The sequence below is a fragment of the Rhodococcus pyridinivorans genome (genome assembly GCF_900105195.1).
GTDB classification, from domain to species: Bacteria; Actinomycetota; Actinomycetes; order Mycobacteriales; family Mycobacteriaceae; genus Rhodococcus; species Rhodococcus pyridinivorans.
This window is the reverse complement of the sequence record NZ_FNRX01000002.1, coordinates 3,272,133-3,289,254: the sequence shown is the minus strand read 5'-3', so window position 1 is coordinate 3,289,254 and position 17,122 is coordinate 3,272,133. Positions and strand designations below refer to the sequence as shown.

At 68.4% G+C, this 17,122-nt stretch carries 14 protein-coding genes and 1 pseudogene; 9 read left to right on the top strand and 6 right to left on the bottom strand.

Going from position 1 to position 17,122, the window contains the following annotated elements; genetic code table 11:
• The first annotated feature begins 1 nt into the window (after nucleotide 1).
• On the top strand, nucleotides 2–874 hold the full coding sequence (locus BLV31_RS15580; protein WP_064060806.1) for a DUF3710 domain-containing protein: 873 nt from the start codon (nucleotides 2–4) through the stop codon (nucleotides 872–874).
• A gap of 12 nt (nucleotides 875–886) precedes the next feature.
• Here the strand turns inward: BLV31_RS15580 and BLV31_RS15575 are convergent, their stop codons facing one another.
• Complete coding sequence (locus BLV31_RS15575; protein ID WP_064060815.1) at nucleotides 887–1,618, bottom strand: alpha/beta fold hydrolase; 732 nt, start codon at nucleotides 1,616–1,618, stop codon at nucleotides 887–889.
• A 183-nt stretch (nucleotides 1,619–1,801) separates the two neighbouring features.
• On the opposite strand from BLV31_RS15575, the gene BLV31_RS15570 reads away from it, so the two are divergent.
• A complete protein-coding gene (locus BLV31_RS15570; protein WP_006551351.1) occupies nucleotides 1,802–2,176 on the top strand; it encodes an OB-fold nucleic acid binding domain-containing protein in 375 nt (124 codons plus the stop codon).
• 76 nt (nucleotides 2,177–2,252) lie between these two features.
• Nucleotides 2,253–2,993: a DUF3159 domain-containing protein gene (locus tag BLV31_RS15565; protein ID WP_006551352.1), complete on the top strand. Its 741-nt coding sequence runs from the start codon at nucleotides 2,253–2,255 to the stop codon at nucleotides 2,991–2,993.
• A 62-nt stretch (nucleotides 2,994–3,055) separates the two neighbouring features.
• On the opposite strand, the gene BLV31_RS15560 is transcribed toward BLV31_RS15565, so the two are convergent.
• Both BLV31_RS15560 and BLV31_RS15555 read right to left on the bottom strand, forming a co-directional pair.
• On the bottom strand, nucleotides 3,056–3,709 hold the full coding sequence (locus BLV31_RS15560) for a potassium channel family protein (protein WP_016694461.1): 654 nt from the start codon (nucleotides 3,707–3,709) through the stop codon (nucleotides 3,056–3,058).
• 25 nt (nucleotides 3,710–3,734) lie between these two features.
• Nucleotides 3,735–4,400, bottom strand: coding sequence for a potassium channel family protein (locus BLV31_RS15555; protein WP_064060807.1), 666 nt, complete (start codon nucleotides 4,398–4,400; stop codon nucleotides 3,735–3,737).
• A 141-nt stretch (nucleotides 4,401–4,541) separates the two neighbouring features.
• Between BLV31_RS15555 and BLV31_RS15550 the strand changes: the two genes are divergently transcribed.
• The 5 genes from BLV31_RS15550 to dxs all read left to right on the top strand — a co-directional run bounded on the left by BLV31_RS15550 (nucleotide 4,542) and on the right by dxs (nucleotide 12,124).
• Nucleotides 4,542–6,539, top strand: coding sequence for an APC family permease (locus BLV31_RS15550; protein ID WP_024100727.1), 1,998 nt, complete (start codon nucleotides 4,542–4,544; stop codon nucleotides 6,537–6,539).
• Nucleotides 6,536–7,819 (top strand): class I SAM-dependent RNA methyltransferase, encoded by a 1,284-nt coding sequence (locus tag BLV31_RS15545; RefSeq protein ID WP_064060808.1) that lies wholly within the window; start codon nucleotides 6,536–6,538, stop codon nucleotides 7,817–7,819. The genes BLV31_RS15550 and BLV31_RS15545 overlap by 4 nt, the downstream gene beginning before the upstream one ends.
• 151 nt (nucleotides 7,820–7,970) lie before the next feature.
• Nucleotides 7,971–8,429 (top strand): MarR family winged helix-turn-helix transcriptional regulator, encoded by a 459-nt coding sequence (locus BLV31_RS15540; RefSeq protein ID WP_006551357.1) that lies wholly within the window; start codon nucleotides 7,971–7,973, stop codon nucleotides 8,427–8,429.
• Nucleotides 8,426–10,021, top strand: a complete 1,596-nt coding sequence (locus BLV31_RS15535) for an MDR family MFS transporter (RefSeq protein ID WP_006551358.1) — start codon at nucleotides 8,426–8,428, stop codon at nucleotides 10,019–10,021. The genes BLV31_RS15540 and BLV31_RS15535 overlap by 4 nt, the downstream gene beginning before the upstream one ends.
• Before the next feature lie 159 nt (nucleotides 10,022–10,180).
• Nucleotides 10,181–12,124, top strand: coding sequence for a 1-deoxy-D-xylulose-5-phosphate synthase (dxs, locus tag BLV31_RS15530; protein WP_072740497.1), 1,944 nt, complete (start codon nucleotides 10,181–10,183; stop codon nucleotides 12,122–12,124).
• Nucleotides 12,125–12,200: 76 nt separating this feature from the next.
• Here the strand turns inward: dxs and BLV31_RS15525 are convergent, their stop codons facing one another.
• A complete protein-coding gene (locus BLV31_RS15525) occupies nucleotides 12,201–13,598 on the bottom strand; it encodes a sugar porter family MFS transporter (protein WP_064060809.1) in 1,398 nt (465 codons plus the stop codon).
• A 366-nt stretch (nucleotides 13,599–13,964) separates the two neighbouring features.
• Between BLV31_RS15525 and BLV31_RS25460 the strand changes: the two are divergent.
• Nucleotides 13,965–14,180, top strand: a pseudogene (locus tag BLV31_RS25460) (oxygenase MpaB family protein); the annotation flags it as partial.
• A 123-nt stretch (nucleotides 14,181–14,303) separates the two neighbouring features.
• On the opposite strand, the gene BLV31_RS15515 reads toward BLV31_RS25460, so the two are convergent.
• Nucleotides 14,304–15,557, bottom strand: a complete 1,254-nt coding sequence (locus BLV31_RS15515) for an HRDC domain-containing protein (protein WP_064060810.1) — start codon at nucleotides 15,555–15,557, stop codon at nucleotides 14,304–14,306.
• Between the two features lie 115 nt (nucleotides 15,558–15,672).
• Nucleotides 15,673–17,115 (bottom strand): WS/DGAT/MGAT family O-acyltransferase, encoded by a 1,443-nt coding sequence (locus BLV31_RS15510; RefSeq protein WP_019289223.1) that lies wholly within the window; start codon nucleotides 17,113–17,115, stop codon nucleotides 15,673–15,675.
• Nucleotides 17,116–17,122 lie beyond the last annotated feature (7 nt).

Here is a 17,122-nt window from a genome sequence, read left to right as displayed (position 1 = left end):
CATGTTCGGACGACGCCGCAAGGACCGCGGGTCGAACATCGAGGCGACCGACGCCGCTTCCGCCGGCGACCTCGGCGCGTACGACGAGCCCGCCGACGAGGAGTACGACGAGTACGCCACCGGAAGTGCGGCCGATTCCGGCCCGTACGACATCGACGAGGTCGACGAGGAGACGGTGACCGCCTCCCGTCTCGACCTCGGATCCGTGCTCGTACCGCTGCCGGCCGGTGGTCAGATCCAGGTCGAGATGGCTCCGAACGGGACGCCGCAGAACGTCCATCTCGTGACCCAGTTCGGGCGCATCACGGTCTCCGCGTACGCCGCACCGAAGTCGCCGGGACAGTGGCGTGAGGTCGCCGCCGAGCTCGCGGAGACGCTGCGCAACGACAAGGCCGAGGTCAGCATCGAATCGGGGCCGTGGGGTCGCGAACTGCACGGCAGGACCGCGAACGCGGATCTCCGGTTCATCGGTGTCGACGGCTTCCGCTGGATGATCCGCTGCGTCGTCGCGGCGCCCTCGGGGAACGCCGGAGCCGACTCCGAACTCGTCGGGATCGCACGGTCGGTGATCTCCGGCACCGTCGTCCGTCGCGGATCCGAACCCCATCCGGTCCGTACACCGCTGCCGATCGTGTTGCCCGAGGCACTCACCCGCCAGCTCGTCGCGGCGCAGGAGCAGCAACAGCAGGCCGCCGCGCAGCAGCAACAGCAGGGCGCGGCGCGGCAGCAACAGGGCGCAGCTCCGGCGCAGCCCGCTCCGCGGACGGCCCCGCCGGAACAGCCCGCCCAGCAGACGCAGCAGGTCCCGCCCGCCCGGCAGACGCCGCCGCGCCGCGGCGAATCCGGTTCGGCGATGCAGCAACTCGGCTTCTGAGGCCGGTACCGATCATCGGTTCGGGACGGGGACGATCCTGTCGAGCGCGGCGAGGCACAACCTCCCGAGCACGGAGGGGTCGTCCCCGACCTGTTCGAGTGTCACCGTCGCGAGTTCCGCGTGAGGGATCTCCCGCGACCATTGCCGCCCCACTGCGAGCGGATGAACCGCGTCGTCCACCGCGGCGGCGATACCGACCGGCACGGTCACGGCACGCAGTTCGTCGACGTCGAGTGCCCGGTAGTGTGCGGCCTCGTCCAGCGCGGACGGGAGATCGGGCCACTGGGCGCTCCACGAACGCGTCAATTCCAGGGCGAGCCAGGGCGGACTCGACGCCGTCATCGCAGCGGTGACCGTATCGAGTCCGTGGGCGCGCAGTTCGGAGGCCGTCCACCGCGCGCTCGCGGCGGCCGGCGCCTCCCGCGGATCGCCGGTCCATGCAGGTAGGGCAGCGAGGACGCCGACGACCCGGTCCGGATTGTCGTATGCCCACCTCAACGCGACGGCTGCACCGATCGACACCCCTCCGACGAGGATCGGCCCGTTCTCGGCCGCCTCGTCGAGCGCGGTGAGATAGCTCGCCACCACACCGCGCGGATCCGGATCGACGGCGATCGGGATGATGCTCCGCCGTCGGAGTTCGGCGCCGAACGCCTTCTCGGCGAAGCATGCGTCCGAACCCGTGCCGGGAAGCACGACCGCGGTGCCGGCGGTCGGGGGGACCGGGGATTCGCTGTGGGACATGCGGACGATCCTGCACCATCGAACCCCGGAGACCGCGCTCACCTGCCCGCACAGCAGGACGACCGACGGCTGCACGCGCGTGTGCACCGTGCAACTTGTATCCGGCGAGAATGGGTCTACAGTGGCGGGCGAAGAAGAGTTCGGTGGCGCGAGATCCGTGCCCCTTCCGTACAGGAGCGTGTTATGGCTTCCCCGGCCGGCTACCTGCGTCGGCTCACACGGCGGCTCACCGAGGACATCGAAGAACTCGATGCCGAGCAGATGGCCGAATCCTCGCACTCCACGGGCGCCCTACCCGTCGTCGAATGCGCCCGCGGTCAGGAAGTGACCATGTACGGACGTCTTCGCAGTGTCGAGTCGTGTTCGCGTGCCGCTGCCGCCGTCGTCGAGGCGGAGTTCTTCGACGGGACCGACTCGATCCAGCTCGTGTGGATCGGTCGTCGGCGCATTCCGGGGATCGAGCCCGGGCGTACGTTGATGGTCCGCGGTCGTGTCGGCGAACGCGACGGACGCAAGGTGATCTACAACCCCTACTACGAGCTGCGCGAGCCCGCCTGACCTCTGTGCGCGCGGAGTGGTGCCCCTGGTGCACGCAGGGTCGTACCCCTGTGCCGGATGTGGCAGGCTCGTAGGAGTGAGCGACACCAACCAGCAGACGATGCTCGAACAACTCGGTGGGATCAGCGGGTTGGTCTATTCGACGCTGCCGGTGCTGGTGTTCGTCCCCGTCAACAGCCTGTGGGGCCTCACCGTCGCCATCTGGTCCGCGCTGGGCGTCGCCCTCGCGGTGCTCGTGTGGCGCCTGATCCAGCGCACCCCGATCCAGCCCGCGATCTCGGGCTTCTTCGGAGTCGCCCTGTGTGCCTTCATCGCTCATCGCACCGGCGACGCGAAGGGATACTTCCTCTTCGGGATCTACGCGAGCCTGGTCTACGGGGGCGCATTCCTGTTGTCCGTGCTCGTCCGCAGACCGCTCGTGGGCGTGATCTGGGGGATGCTCAACGGCCAGGGATCGCGGTGGCGTTCGCATACCACCGCGGTGCGCGCCTACGACGTCGCGACCCTCGCGTGGACCCTGGTCTTCCTCGGTCGCTATCTCGTGCAGAACCACCTCTACGACGAGGACCGCACCGGCTGGCTCGCGGTGGCCCGGATCGGCATGGGCTGGCCGCTCACTGCTCTTGCCCTGCTCGTGACCCTCTGGGCGGTCAGGCGTGCCGACCGCATCGTCGAACCCGCGCCCTCGGAGACGGTCGGTGACGCGCCGGCCGACGATCCGGCGACGGACGACGGGCTGTCGAACAAGCCCCGCGACGAGCACGGCACGCACGACGGGCAGCCTCGGCTCCCCGGTCGGCACCGGCTCCGCGACTAGCCGGCACCGGCTCCGCGACTGGTCGGCACCGGCTCTGCAACTAGTCGGCACAGACTCCGCGACTAGCGGTTCACCGCCTGCCGGAGATCGTCCTCGACGTCCTCCGCCGTGACGAACAGCAGTTCGTCCCCGCCCTCGAGCGGATCGTCCGGCTGAGGGACGATCACCCGCCCGCCGCGCAGGATCGCCACGAGTGCCGTATCGCGCGGCAGTTCCAGTTTCCGGACCGGTTTCCCGGCGAGGGCGGTGGTGTCGCGCAGGGTGACCTCCACCAGGTTCGCGCCCTTGCGCAGCGTCATCAGCCGCACCAGATCGCCCACGGTGACGGCTTCCTCGACCAGCGCCGCGAGCATGCGCGGTGTGGACACCGCGACGTCCACACCCCACGATTCGTCGAACAGCCACTCGTTGCGCGGATCGTTGACGCGGGCTACGACCCGTGGAACACCGAACTCGGTGGTCGCGAGCAGGCTGAGGACCAGGTTGGCCTTGTCGTCGCCCGTCGCCGCGATCACGACGTCGTACTGCTCGAGTCCGGTGGATTCGAGCGAGCTGAGTTCGCAGGCATCGGCGTGTACCCACGTCGCGTCCGGCACGGACTCGGGTTCTACGTGGTCGAGTTTGCGCTCGATGAGCATCACCTCGTGGGCGTTGCGCAGCAGTTCCCGCGCTATCGAGCGCCCCACCGCTCCGGCGCCGGCGATCGCCACCTTCATGTGGGCTTCCTCTCGGGTGGACGGGTCAGTTCTCGTCGACCGGCGGGTTCTCGGCGTGTGTGATCGCCTCCGAAACCGAACCGGCCACGGCCGCGATATAGACGGAGTCGTCGGCCTGCAGCACCGTCCTGCGGTCGGGCAGCAACCCGGTGCCGAACCGGATCAGGAACGCGACGCGCGAACCCGTGGCATCCTCGAGGTCGGTGACGCGTCGTCCGACCCACCCCTCGTGCACGTTCACCTCGGCGATGGCGACGGATCCGGTGGGATCGCGCCAGCGGGCGGTCTCGCTGTCGTGCGTGAGCGCATGCAGGAAACGGTCGGTGGTCCACGGCACAGTCGCCACGGTGGGGATGCCGAGCCGCTCGTACGCGGCGGCCCGCTTGGCGTCGTAGATTCTCGCGACGACGCGTTCGACGCCGAAGGTCTCGCGGGCCACGCGCGTCGAGATGATGTTCGAGTTGTCGCCGGACGAGACCGCCGCGAAGGCGTCGGCGTGTTCGATGCCGGCAGAGATCAGGACGTCGCGGTCGAAGCCCATGCCGAGCACGGTGCGACCGGGGAAGTCCGGGCCGAGTCGTCCGAACGCGCTCTCATCGCGGTCGATGACCGCGACCTCGTGGCCGAGCCGGACGAGTGCGGTGGCCACCGCCGAACCGACCCGACCGCACCCCATCACCACCACGTACACCCCAGTGGACTCCGTTCCGGTCGATCTTTCCGAGACGGACCGCTGTGGACCGCCGATCCGAACGGTACCGCGTGACGATCTTCGAGAGGTCGTGACCCGGCCGAGGGGTACTTCGGGGCCGGAACCGCATAGGCTTTGCGCGTGTCCAAGCTTTCCACCGCGGCGAAGCGGCTCGTGCTGGGTCGCCCCTTCCGCAGCGACACTCTCGGGCACGAGTTGCTGCCCAAGCGCACCGCACTGCCGGTCTTCGCCTCCGACGCGCTGTCGTCGGTCGCCTACGCACCCGAGGAGATCTTCCTCGTCCTCTCCGTCGCGGGGTTGTCCGCCTACGCCTTCTCGCCGTGGATCGGACTCGCTGTCGCCTTCGTGCTCGTGATCGTGGTCGCCGGCTACCGCCAGACCGTGCGCGCCTACCCGTCCGGCGGCGGCGACTACGAGGTCGCCACGAAGAATCTCGGGCCCACGGCAGGGCTGACCGTCGGCAGTGCGCTGCTCGTCGACTACGTCCTGACGGTCGCGGTGTCGCTGTCGTCCGCGGCGGCGACGGTCGGATCGGCCGTCCCGTTCGTCGCCCGGCACAAGGTGCTCTTCGTCGTCGTCGCGATCGTGCTGCTCACCGCGGTGAACCTGCGCGGACTCCGGCGCGCCGGCCGGGCGTTCGCCGTGCTCACCTACACCTTCGTGGGCTGCATGCTGGTGATGCTCGGGGCCGGGATGTTCCGGATCTTCGTCCTCGGCGACGACCTGCGTGCGGAGTCGGCGGACTTCGAACTCGTCGCCGAGCAGACGGATCTGACCGCGCTCGCCTTCGTCCTCCTACTCGCGCGCGCCTTCTCGTCCGGTTGCGCGGCGCTGACGGGTGTCGAGGCGATCAGCACGGGGGTGCCGGCCTTCAAGAAGCCGAAGGCACGCAACGCCGCGACGACCCTGCTGGTGCTCGGTGGCATCGCCGTCACGCTGTTCCTCGGGGTGGTCTTCCTCGCCGAGCGGCTCGGTGTGGTGGTGGCCGAGCATCCCGACACCCAGCTGCGCGGTGCACCCGAGGGTTACGAGCAGAAGACGCTGCTCTCCCAGCTGGCGCACACCGTCTTCGAGGGGGTGCCGGCCGCGTTCGTCCTGATCACGATCGTCACCGCCGTGATCCTCGTGCTCGCCGCCAACACGGCCTTCAACGGATTCCCGGTGCTCGGTTCGGTTCTCGCGCAGAACCGTTACCTGCCGCGCCAGTTCCACACCCGCGGCGACCGGCTCGCCTTCAGCAACGGCATCCTCTTCCTCGCCGGGATCGCCGTCGTCTTCGTGTGGGTCTTCGAGGCCGAGGTCACCCGGCTCATCCAGCTGTACATCGTGGGTGTGTTCGTCGCGTTCAGCCTGGGGCAGGCCGGCATGGTGCGGCACTGGACGCGGGAACTGAGCACCGAGACGGATCCGTCGGCGCTGGGCCGCATGGCGCGGTCGCGGCTGATCAACGGCGTCGGGTGCGTCTCCACGTCGGTGGTGCTGCTGGTCGTGCTGACGGGCAAGTTCGCCGCCGGGGCGTGGATCGCAGTGGTGACCATGGTCGTCGCGTTCGGGCTCATGAAGGCGATCCGGCACCACTACGACACGGTCGCCGCCGAACTCGAGAGGGCGGACTGGGACGGGGTGCTGCCCAGCCGCACCCATTCGATCGTGCTCGTCTCGACCTTGCACCTGCCCACGATGCGCGCCCTCGCCTACGCGCGGGCGACCCGCCCCGACACCCTCGAGGCGATCACCGTGAACGTCGACGACGAGAGCACCCGGCGTCTCGTACTCGAATGGGAGAAGAGCGATCTCACCGTGCCGTTGAAGGTCGTCGAGTCGCCCTACCGGGAGATCACGCGGCCCGTCCTCGACTACGTCCGCCGGGTGCGGCGCGATTCTCCCCGCGACGTCGTGACCGTCTTCATCCCCGAGTACGTGGTGGGGCACTGGTGGGAGCAACTGCTCCACAACCAGAGCGCCCTGCGGCTCAAGAGCCGGCTCCTCTTCCAGCCGGGGGTGATGGTGACGAGTGTGCCCTGGCAGCTGCGCTCGTCCGCGGACGCCGGTGCGGTGGGGCGGGCCGCCCCCAACAGGCAGGATCGACAGTTGGACAACGAGGAGGAACCGCGGTGAATCGTCAGGCACACCCGCGTACGGATTGGTCCGGCCGGAGGATCGAGGTGATCCTCGGCAATCCCGCCCACGGTGGTGCGTGTGTCGCGCGGTTCGAGGGGCGCGTCGTGTTCGTGCGGCACGGACTGCCGGGGGAGCGTGTCTTCGCTCGGGTCACCGAGGATCGGGGCGGGTCGTTCTGCTTCGCCGACGTGGAGGACGTGCTCGAGGCGTCCGAGGACCGCGTCGATCGGGTCTGCCCGATCTCCGGTCCGGGAGGGGCGGGTTGCTGCGACCTCGCGCACATGACCGTCGAGGCGCAACGCCGTTTCACGGGCGCGGTGGTGGCCGAGCAGCTGCGCCGGCTCGGTGGAGTGGACCGCGAGGTGACCGTCGAGGAGGTGCCGGGCGGTGCGTCCAACGGCACCCTGTGGCGCACCCGGGTCCGGCTCGCGGTGGACGTGGTGGGGAACCCGGGATACCGCCGGTACCGCAGCAACGAGGTCGTCCCGGAACTGGCGTGCCCGCAGATCGATCCGCACGCCTACGTCGGCCTCACCGATCGTGTGTGGCAGCCGGGAGCGGAGCTGCAGGTCGTACTCGACGCGGACGGCCGGCGGCACGTGGTGGAGATCGCACCTCCGGTCCTCTCGGGTGGTGCGCGACGGCAGGGCCGGCGCGGCGCGGCGTCGCGGCGGGCGGCGGTGAACGCGCGCCGTCCGGAGAAGGTGATCGAAGGCTCGGGACGTGTGGTCGAGCGGGTCGGCGAACGCGAGTGGCGGTTGGCGCCGACCGGTTTCTGGCAGGCCCACCGCGGTGCCGCGTCGACCTATTCGGCTGCGGTGGCCGACTGGGCGCAGACCTCGGAGGGTGCGACGGCATGGGATCTGTACGGCGGAGTGGGGGTCTTCGCGTCCGTGCTCGCAGAGCAGGTCGGTCCGTCCGGTCGGGTGGTCTCGGTCGAGTCGTCGAAGACCGCCGTGGACGACGGGATCGAGGCGCTCGCCGACCTCGGCCAGGTGTCCTTCCGTCACGGGCGCGTGGAGCGGGTGATTCCCGATCTGCCGGCTCCCGAGGTGGTCGTCCTCGACCCGCCGCGGGCGGGGGCGGGCAAGGACGTGGTGGTCGCCGTGGCCGCAGCGGGACCGCGCCGGATCCTCCACGTGGGCTGCGATCCCGCGTCCTTCGGTCGTGACGTGGGGCTGTACCGGGACCACGGATTCGAGTTGGCGGACGTCCGGGCCTTCGCGGCGTTCCCCTCCACCCATCACGTGGAGTGCATCGGACTGTTCACCCGTTGAACCGGGTTCCCGTCGCACCCGCTCGGGGCGAGGTGTGACGAGGGCCGCATCCAACAGTTGGTGTGACGTGAAAAGAGATTGCTTGTAGTACGCAACTAACCTGTATAGTTGCATGACGTAATCAATTAGTTCATTCCGACGGAGGTTCGCTGTGCCGGAAAAGGCTCAGGCCCACGAACTCGCCGACGCCATCTTCATGTTCGGTCGCACGCTGCGCGGTGCACTCGTGCACCACGACACCGATGTGCTTCCTTCCGCGCTCGTCGCGGTGCTGTTCGTGCTCGCACGGATGGGGGAGTGCCGGCCCAGCGAGCTCGCCGTCGAAATGTGCGTCAGCCAGTCGTCGTTGAGCAGACAGATCGCCGAACTCGTCGAGCGAGGCCTCGTGGATCGACATCCCGATCCCGACGATCGTCGTGCTCATCGGGTGAGTTGTTCGGTCGCGGGTATCGAGATCCTCGACATCGTGAAGAAGCGCAGGACCGAACGGCTCTCCGCAGAACTCTCGGACTGGCACGAGGACGAGATCGCAGGCGCCATCACGACGCTCGAACGTCTCACCTCCTCCCTGGCTCCGCTCGTCATCGATACTCGAAGGACCAATTCATGACCACAGTCTCCGGACAGGGAGCGCAGCCGGATGCTCCGGCAGCCGAGGAGCAGATGACGCACCGCGAGATCCTCGTCGTGCTGTCGGGCCTCCTCGCCGCCCTCTTCACGGCGCTGCTGAGCAGCACCATCGTCTCGACCGCCCTGCCGACGATCATCGCGGATCTGAACGGCACGCAGACCCAGTACGCCTGGGTCATCACGACGGCGCTGCTGGCGAACGCCGCGTCGACGCCCATCTGGGGCAAGTTCGCCGACCTGTTCAACAAGAAGCTGCTCGTCCAGCTCGGGATCCTGGTCTTCGTGATCGGCTCGGTCCTGGCCGGTATCGCGCACAACGTGCCGGTCCTGCTCGCCGCCCGCGTGATCCAGGGCATCGGCATGGGTGGTCTGACCGCTCTCGTCGTCGCGATCATCGGCAGCATCATCCCGCCCCGCCAGCGTGGCCGGTACTCCGGCTACATGGGCGCCGTCATGGCCGTCGCCATGTCGGGTGGACCCGTGCTCGGTGGTGTCATCGTCGACCTCCTCGGCTGGCGCTGGTGCTTCTACGTCTGCGTTCCGATCGCCGTTGTCGCGCTGATCCTGCTGCAGCGCACGCTGCATGTCACGACCGTCCGCAAGGAGAACGTGAGCATCGACTGGTTCGGCGCCACGCTCATCACCGCCGCGGTGAGCGTCCTGCTCGTCTGGGTGTCCTTCGCCGGCAAGGCCGGCTACTACGAGTGGATCTCGGTCGAGTCCGCCCTGTACGTCGGTGCCGGCATCGTCCTGCTCGTCGCGACGTTGATCGTCGAGACGAAGGTCGCCGATCCGATCATCCCGCTGAAGATCGTCACCGAACGCACCACCGGTCTCGCGATCATCGCGTCCGTGGCCGTCGGTATCGGTCTGTTCGGCGCCACCACCTTCCTCGGCCAGTACTTCCAGACCTCGCGGGCCTACAGCCCGACGGTCGCCGGTCTGCTCACCATCCCGATGGTCGCCGGCACGCTCGTCTCGTCGATGCTCTCCGGTGGGCTCATCACGCGCTTCGGCAAGTGGAAGGGCTTCCTGATCGGCGGCGCGATCCTGCAGATGGTCGGTTTCGGCCTGCTCGGCACGGTCGACCACCTCACCTCGCTCACGCTGATCAGCGTGTACATCGCGATCGTGGGTCTGGGCACCGGCATGCTGATGCAGAACCTCGTCCTCGCCGTGCAGAACACCGTGAGCGTGCGCAACATCGGCGCCGCAAGCAGCTCGGTCGCCTTCTTCCGCACCTTCGGTGGCGCGATCGGTGTGTCGGTGCTCGGTTCGATCCTCGCGTCCCGTGTCGCGACGATCTCCGCCGACGGTCTCGCGAAGCTCGGTGTGGACACCTCCGGCGGCGGATCGGGTGGAAGCCTCGACTTCTCCCAGCTGCCCGAGCCGGTGGCCGAAGTCATCCGTGCCGCCTACGGCGACGCGACGGCGACCCTCTTCCTCGTGGCGGCGGCGTTCGCGGTCGTTACCCTGGTGGCAGTGGTGCTGATCCCGAACCAGGCGTTGCGCACCACCATCGACCTCGTCGAGGAGAAGTCGCCGGCCGATCGCGCCGACATCTCCTCGTGAGGGTGACCTCGCTCACCGGCGGGCGATCCGTCCGCCGGTGACCAGGAGATCACGCGGAAGCGAGGCGGTGGCGGGAGACGCTCCGTTCCCGCGCTCCGTAGACTGAGGAAATCACTCGCGCGACGAGCGTGAGGCACGAGCCGGAGGGAGCTGTTCCAGTTGGGTGTTCTGTCCCGCATCCAGTCGCCCGACGATCTACGTCGACTCTCTCCTGTGGAGCTCACCGAGCTCGCGGGGGAGATCCGGGAATTCCTGGTCGAGAAGGTCGCGGCGACCGGCGGTCACCTCGGTCCCAATCTCGGCGTCGTCGAGCTGACCATCGCTCTGCACCGGGTGTTCGATTCGCCACGCGATCCGATCCTCTTCGACACCGGTCACCAGGCCTACGTCCACAAGATCCTCACCGGTCGTCGCGACGAGTTCGACGGTCTCCGGCAGAAAGGCGGGTTGTCCGGCTACCCGTGCCGCGCGGAGAGTGAACACGACTGGATCGAGTCGTCGCACGCCTCGGCGGCCCTGTCGTACGCCGACGGACTCGCCAAGGCCTATTCGCTGTCCGGACAGTCCGATCGGACCGTGGTGGCCGTGGTGGGCGACGGCGCGCTGACCGGCGGTATGTGCTGGGAGGCGCTCAACAACATCGCCGCCGGGCAGAACCGTTCGATGGTGATCGTCGTCAACGACAACGGCCGCTCCTACGCGCCCACGATCGGCGGTCTCGCCGAGCACCTCGCGGCGCTGCGCCTCAAGCCCGGCTACGAGAAGGTGCTCGACAACAGTCGGCGCATCGTCAAGCGGATCCCCTGGATCGGCTCGGCGGCCTACTCGGTGCTGCACGGCATGAAGGCCGGTGTGAAGGACGCGGTCAGCCCGCAGGTGCTCTTCACCGATCTGGGCATCAAGTATCTCGGCCCGGTCGACGGGCACGACGAGCAGGCGATGGAATCGGCGCTGCGTCGCGCGAAGGCGTACGGCGGTCCGGTCCTCGTCCACGCCGTCACCCGCAAGGGAGCGGGCTACGCGCCCGCCGAGAACCACCTCGCCGATCAGATGCACGCCACCGGCGTGATGGATCCGCGCACGGGCCGGGCGAAGTCCGCCTCCGCTCCCGACTGGACGTCGGTCTTCTCCGACGAACTCATCGCGCTGGGGGAGAAGCGGGAGGACGTCGTGGCGATCACCGCCGCGATGCCCGGACCGACCGGCCTCGCCAAGTTCGGCGAACGGTTCCCCGAGCGCACCTTCGACGTCGGCATTGCCGAACAGCACGCGGTGACGTCGGCGGCGGGTCTCGCGCTCGGCGGAATGCATCCCGTCGTCGCCGTCTACTCGACCTTCCTCAACCGCGCCTTCGACCAGTTGCTCATGGACGTCGCACTGCTTCGGCAGCCGGTCACCGTGGTGCTCGACCGGGCGGGCGTCACGGGTTCCGACGGGGCCAGTCACAACGGCATGTGGGATCTGTCCCTGCTGGGAATCGTTCCCGGCATCCGGGTCGCCGCTCCGCGCGACGGGGCGACGCTGCGAGAGGAACTCGGTGAGGCGCTCGACGTCTCCGACGGCCCGACCGTCCTCCGGTTCCCCAAAGGCTCGGTGGGAGAAGACATCCCGGCGATCGAGCGTCTCGACGGCACGGTCGACGTGCTGCGGATGCCGCCGTCGCGGTGCGGCGACGCACTGATCGTCGCGGTCGGCGCCTTCGCCGGTCTCGCGCTCGACGTCGCCGATCGTCTTTCCAGGCAGGGCATCGACGCCGCGGTCGTCGACCCGCGATGGGTGTTCCCCGTGCCCGACGCGGTGGTCGACCTCGCACGCGGCTTCCGGATCGTCGTCACAATCGAGGACAGCGGCCTCCACGGTGGTGTCGGCTCGGCGGTCTCCGCCGCGTTGCGCCGCAACGGCGTCGACGTGCCCGCCCGCGATCTCGGGGTGCCGCAGAAGTTCCTCGATCACGCCTCCCGCAACGAGATCCACGCCGAACTCGGTCTGACTGCCCAGGACGTGGCGCGTCAGGTCACCGGCTGGGTCGCCGGCCTCGACAGCGAACCCGAGGAGCGATCGCGACCGTCGGCGGTCGAGCAGTCCGACCGCGAAGCGGGCTGAGTCCGACCGACGCAGGTGAGCAAACGCCAGGGGCGGTATCCGGTGATCCGGATACCGCCCCTGGCGTCTGTATCGGTTAGCTCTGCATCTCCTCGAGTTCCATGCCCTTGGTCTCGGGGATCTTGGCCTTGACGAAGAAGAACGACAGCAGGGCGAAGAACGCGAACAGTCCGTACAGGAACCACAGGCCGACCGCGGAGGTGAGTGGTGGGAACGCCAGTGTCACCGTGAAATTCGCGATCCAGTTGGCGGCGGTACTGATACCGAGGGCCACCGCGCGCATGCGGTTCGGGAACATCTCGCCGAGCATCACCCACATGATCGGACCCCAGGTGGCGGCGAAGAAGATCACGAAGGCGTTCGCGCCGACGAGGGCGAGCGCACCCCACGGTGCCGGAAGTTCGACGTCCTCACCGTTGCCGACCGCCTGCGAGAAGGCGATCGCGGCGAGCAGCAGGCTGACGAACATGCCGATCGAACCGGTCATCAACAGCGGACGGCGACCGATCTTGTCGACGAACAGGATCGCGACGAACGTCATGACCACATTGATCACGGCGGTGATCACCGAGGTCGTGAACGACTGGTTCTCGGTGAAGCCCACCGACTTCCACAGTGTCGTCGAGTAGTAGAAGATCGCGTTGATACCGACGAACTGCTGGAAGACGGCCATCGTGATGCCGACCCACACCAGCGGCTGCAGACCGAAGACCGGGCCGCGGATGTCGCCGAAGGACGCCTTCGACTCGCGTCGCAGCGTCAACCGGATCTCGCGGACACGCTCGTCGGGCCGGAGCTCGCCCGTGACGTTGGCCAGGACGGCCGCAGCCTCTTCGTCCATGTCCTTGCCGACGAGATAGCGGGGGGACTCCGGGATCGTCAGCGCCAGTACACCGTAGAGGACGGCAGGCGCGACGCCGACGAGGAACATCCACCGCCAGGCCTCGAGATTCCACCACAGCTCGTTCGACGCTCCACCGGCGGCGTTCTGCAGCACCGCGTCGGACAGCAGGGCCGCGAAGATGCCGAGAGTGATGGCGAGCTGCTGCAGTGATGCGAGGGCGCCACGGTAGCGAGCGGGTGCGATCTCGGAGATGTAGGTCGGTGCGATGACCGACGCGATACCGATGCCGAGGCCGCCGAGCACACGCCACAGCATGAGATCGGGAACGCTGAAGGCCAGACCGGACCCGATCGACGAGATGACGAACAGGGCGGAGCCGAGGAGCATCACCCGCTTGCGGCCCCAACTGTCGGCGAGGCGTCCGGCGAACCACGCGCCGACGGCACAGCCGAGCAGGGCGATGGCGACGGCGAAACCGGTCACGAACGAACTGAGCGCGAAGTTGTCCTGGATGGAGTCGACGGCGCCGTTGATGACCGAGCTGTCGAAGCCGAACAGGAAACCGCCCACGGCCGCCGCGACGGTCACGGCGATGACTTTCGCGGCGTGTGCGGTCGATGGTTGGGTCACCGAGGAACTCCTGGATCGGACTGGCCGCGAGAGCGGGAAAAGGGTTGGACACAGTGTGTTTTCTTCAGGGGAACATTACGCCGGGGTGAACGGCCGACTCGACGTTTCCGGCGAGAACTCGCCCACAAGGCGGACTTCGAACGCGGCATGGAGTGTGGCGACGCCTCCGAGTGGGTAAGAAGTTAAGAAATATTCTCTCCGCGCCGTCGCTCTGTCTGCGACCTGCCCGAGCGGTGAGGACCTCCGCTTGACACCGTGCGATCTGGAAATACAGTCCCGTTCCATGACTCGGCGACGACCGGACGCGACCGTACGGGGTGTGGTGGGTGAAGCGGCGTTCCCGCTGACTTGACCCGGAGGTTCCTCATGGAGATCGCTCTGCCTCCGGTAGAGCACGGTGTGGTGGAACACAGCAGGGCGCTCATCGATCCCGTCACACGTTTCCGGAACACGAGCGCGTACCTCTTCCTCGTGGCGTTCGGCGACGACGAGGAACGGCGCAGGGTGGTGCGTTTCGTCGACCGCGCCCACGCACCGGTCCGCTCCGACGGATACAACGCCTTCGATCCGAGGCTCCAGTTGTGGATCGCCGCGGTGATGTTCCACGGCGGCCGCGACGTGTACGAGCGGTTCTTCGGCCTTGATGTGATGTCCAGGACGCGGCAGCCGCCGGAAGTAGATGGCACGCAGAGCAGACGGCGGAGATCAGTTCTCCGCCGTCAGGGCCTTCGCGAGTCGCGGCACGGTCAGCGCGCGCTGCCACGGCCGTGCCCCGCCCTCGGCGAAGCGGCCGTCGATGTACTCCTCGACGTCGGCCCCGTCGGAGACGTCCCAGTCCCAGCACAGGCGCCGAACGAGTTCGGGACTGATCAGGTTCTCGACGGGAACGGCGACTTCCTCGCTCAGAGCGGTGAGTTCGCCGCGCGCGAGGGCGAGACGTGCGGCCTCCTCAGGGTGGTGACGCGACCACCGGCCGGCTGGGGGAGGCCCGGTCAGGGGCGGCGTGAGAGGTGGGAGCCGGTCCTCCGGCAGTGCACGGGCCCGCTCGATCGCGTTGAACCACGCACGGGAGGAACGCCGCTGCCGCGGACCGCCGAAAACCGGAAGCTCCTGCAACTGTTCGACGCTCGTGGGATTCGCCTCCGCGGCGGCGATGATCGCGGAGTCGGGAAGGATGCGCCCCGGGGCGATGTCACGCCGGGCGGCGATCTCGTCGCGGGTGGTCCACAGTTCCCGGACGATCGCCAGGCGGCGTCGGTCCTTGATCGCGTGGATCTTGGACGTGCGCCGCCACCGATCGGGCTTCGGAGCGGGCGGCCCCGCGAGCCGGATGTGCTCGAATTCCTGAGCGGCCCACTCGGTCTTGTTCTGCCGCTCGAGTTCGCGCGCCATCGCGTCGCGGAGTTCCACGAGCGGTTCGACGTCGAGCGCGGCGTAGTTGAGCCACGAGTCGGGAAGCGGTCGCGTCGACCAGTCCGCCGCACCGTGGCCCTTGCGCAGTTCGAGGCCGAGGGTCTCGGCCACGATCGCGGCGAGACCGACGCGGGGGAATCCGGCGAGACGACCGGCGAGTTCGGTGTCGTACAACTTCGCCGGACGGAGTCCGAGTTCGGCCAGGCCGGGGAGATCCTGGTCGGCGGAATGCAGGACCCATTCGAGGTCGTTGATCACCTCGGTCAGGGGAGCGAGGTCGTCCCGCGTGGGAATGGGATCGAGCAGCACCGTGCCGGCGCCGTCACGACGGAGCTGTACGAGATAGGCGCGCCCGGAGTAGCGGTAGCCCGATGCGCGTTCGGCGTCGACGGCGAGCGGGCCGTGTCCCTGCGCGAGCATCGCTGCCGCGTCGGCGACCCCGCGCGCCGTGGTGACGACCTTCGGGACGCCGTCGCGGGGTTCGAGGAGCGGCACCGTGGTCACGCTCGTGCTCTTCTGCTCGTCCTCGTCGTTCTGTGCCGGCATGGGCGTGACTCTAGCGGTGTCGTCCCCGTGTGCAATTCCGTTCCTGTCCGGAACGTCCGATCGGTGGACACGCACGGACCCGCTCGACGCCTCGCGAACTCCCCTCGGAACACCGTCACCTCTCCTGCGAGACGACATCGTCGCGCTCCACATCCGATGTGAGGATGTCGTCGTTCTCCGCGCCGGCCGCGAGGATGAGGTCCTCGAGGGCGGGGGAGAAGTCGTCGACGAGTTTCCACAGGTCGGGGACGAGATCGGGACACGAGATCAGACCGATGTCGAGCCTGCCGTCGAGGGAGAGCACCGTGATGTTGAGCGCTGCGCCGTGGAAGATCGGGCCGAAGGGGTACATCGCCGTCATGCGGGCGCCCAGGAAGTACAGCGGCACGGGAGGTCCGGGCACGTTGGAGATAACGAGGTTGTGGATCACCGGGTGCCGGTCGGCGAGCCGCAGTCCGGCGTAGGCGCGCATCGCGGGGGCGAACACGGCCGCGCCGAGGAACTGGGACCAGTCCTGCAGCAGGTTCGCGCCGAGGTCGGCGTTGTGTTCCTTGGCCACCGCGTTCGCTTCCGAGAGTGCCCGCAGCCGCTCTGCGGGGTCGGCGATGTGTGTGTGGAGGTCGGCGAACATCGCCGAGACCTGGTTGCGTCCCGGCCGATCCGACCTGCCGTGGACCGAGACCGGGATCATCCCGATGAGCGGGGAGTCGGGCAGCTCGCTGCGCCGCTCCAGATATCGGCGTAGCGCGCCGGCGCACACCGCCATCACCACGTCGTTGACGGTGACGCCGAAGACGTTCTTCACCAGCTTCACGTCGTCGAGGTTCAGCTCGGCGAAGCCGACGGTGCGGTGTCCGGTGATGGTGGAGTTGAACGGGGTGCGCGGCGCCGTGAACGGCGCGGGCATGGCGTCGCCGCGTCGGGCGCGGGCGATCCAGGAGGTCAGCGATGTGACCGCGCCGGGAAGGATCCGCAGCAGGTGGAGAGGCCGGCGGGCGACGTTGAGGGCTCCGGCGATCGCGATGGCGAGATCGTTCGCGTCGCCGGCACCCCACTGCACCGGTTCGGGCCGGGGATCGGCCGGGTCGAGGCTGCACAGCTGCGCGATGAGTGCGGCACCGGAGACCCCGTCCACTCCGGCGTGATGCATTTTCGCGATGACGGCGATCCTGCCGTCGTCGAGACCGTCGACGAACCACATCTCCCATAGTGGCCGGGAGCGATCCAGGGGTTGCGCGGCGATGTGTCCGCACAGCTCCGCGAGCTCGGTCCGGCCGCCCGGGGCGGGCACGCCGACGTGGTGGACGTGCCGGTCGAGGTCGAAGTCGTGGTCGTCGACCCAGACCGGATGGTCGAGGTTGAACCTGCTGTCGGCGAGCTTCATCCGGAACTGGGGTACGGCGGTGAGGCGCGCTTCGAGTTCGTTGCGCAGTCTCACGTAGTCGTAGCCGCCCGGGACGGTGGACGGATCCAGCACGATCAGCCCGCAGATGTGGAGGAGCTGACTGGGGGTCTCGAGGTAGAGGAAACCGGCATCGAGCCCGCTGAGGCGCTGCATGGAATCA

Bases quoted from the DNA above. Each gene is read 5' to 3' on its own strand.
- BLV31_RS15575 (WP_064060815.1), bottom strand. From the start codon at position 1,618: ATGTCCCACAGCGAATCCCCGGTCCCCCCGACCGCCGGCACCGCGGTC.
- BLV31_RS15510 (WP_019289223.1), bottom strand. From the start codon at position 17,115: ATGCAGCGCCTCAGCGGGCTCGATGCCGGTTTCCTCTACCTCGAGACC.
- BLV31_RS15560 (WP_016694461.1), bottom strand. From the start codon at position 3,709: ATGAAGGTGGCGATCGCCGGCGCCGGAGCGGTGGGGCGCTCGATAGCG.
- BLV31_RS15515 (WP_064060810.1), bottom strand. From the start codon at position 15,557: ATGCCGGCACAGAACGACGAGGACGAGCAGAAGAGCACGAGCGTGACC.
- BLV31_RS15570 (WP_006551351.1), top strand. From the start codon at position 1,802: ATGGCTTCCCCGGCCGGCTACCTGCGTCGGCTCACACGGCGGCTCACC.
- BLV31_RS15580 (WP_064060806.1), top strand. From the start codon at position 2: ATGTTCGGACGACGCCGCAAGGACCGCGGGTCGAACATCGAGGCGACC.
- BLV31_RS15535 (WP_006551358.1), top strand. From the start codon at position 8,426: ATGACCACAGTCTCCGGACAGGGAGCGCAGCCGGATGCTCCGGCAGCC.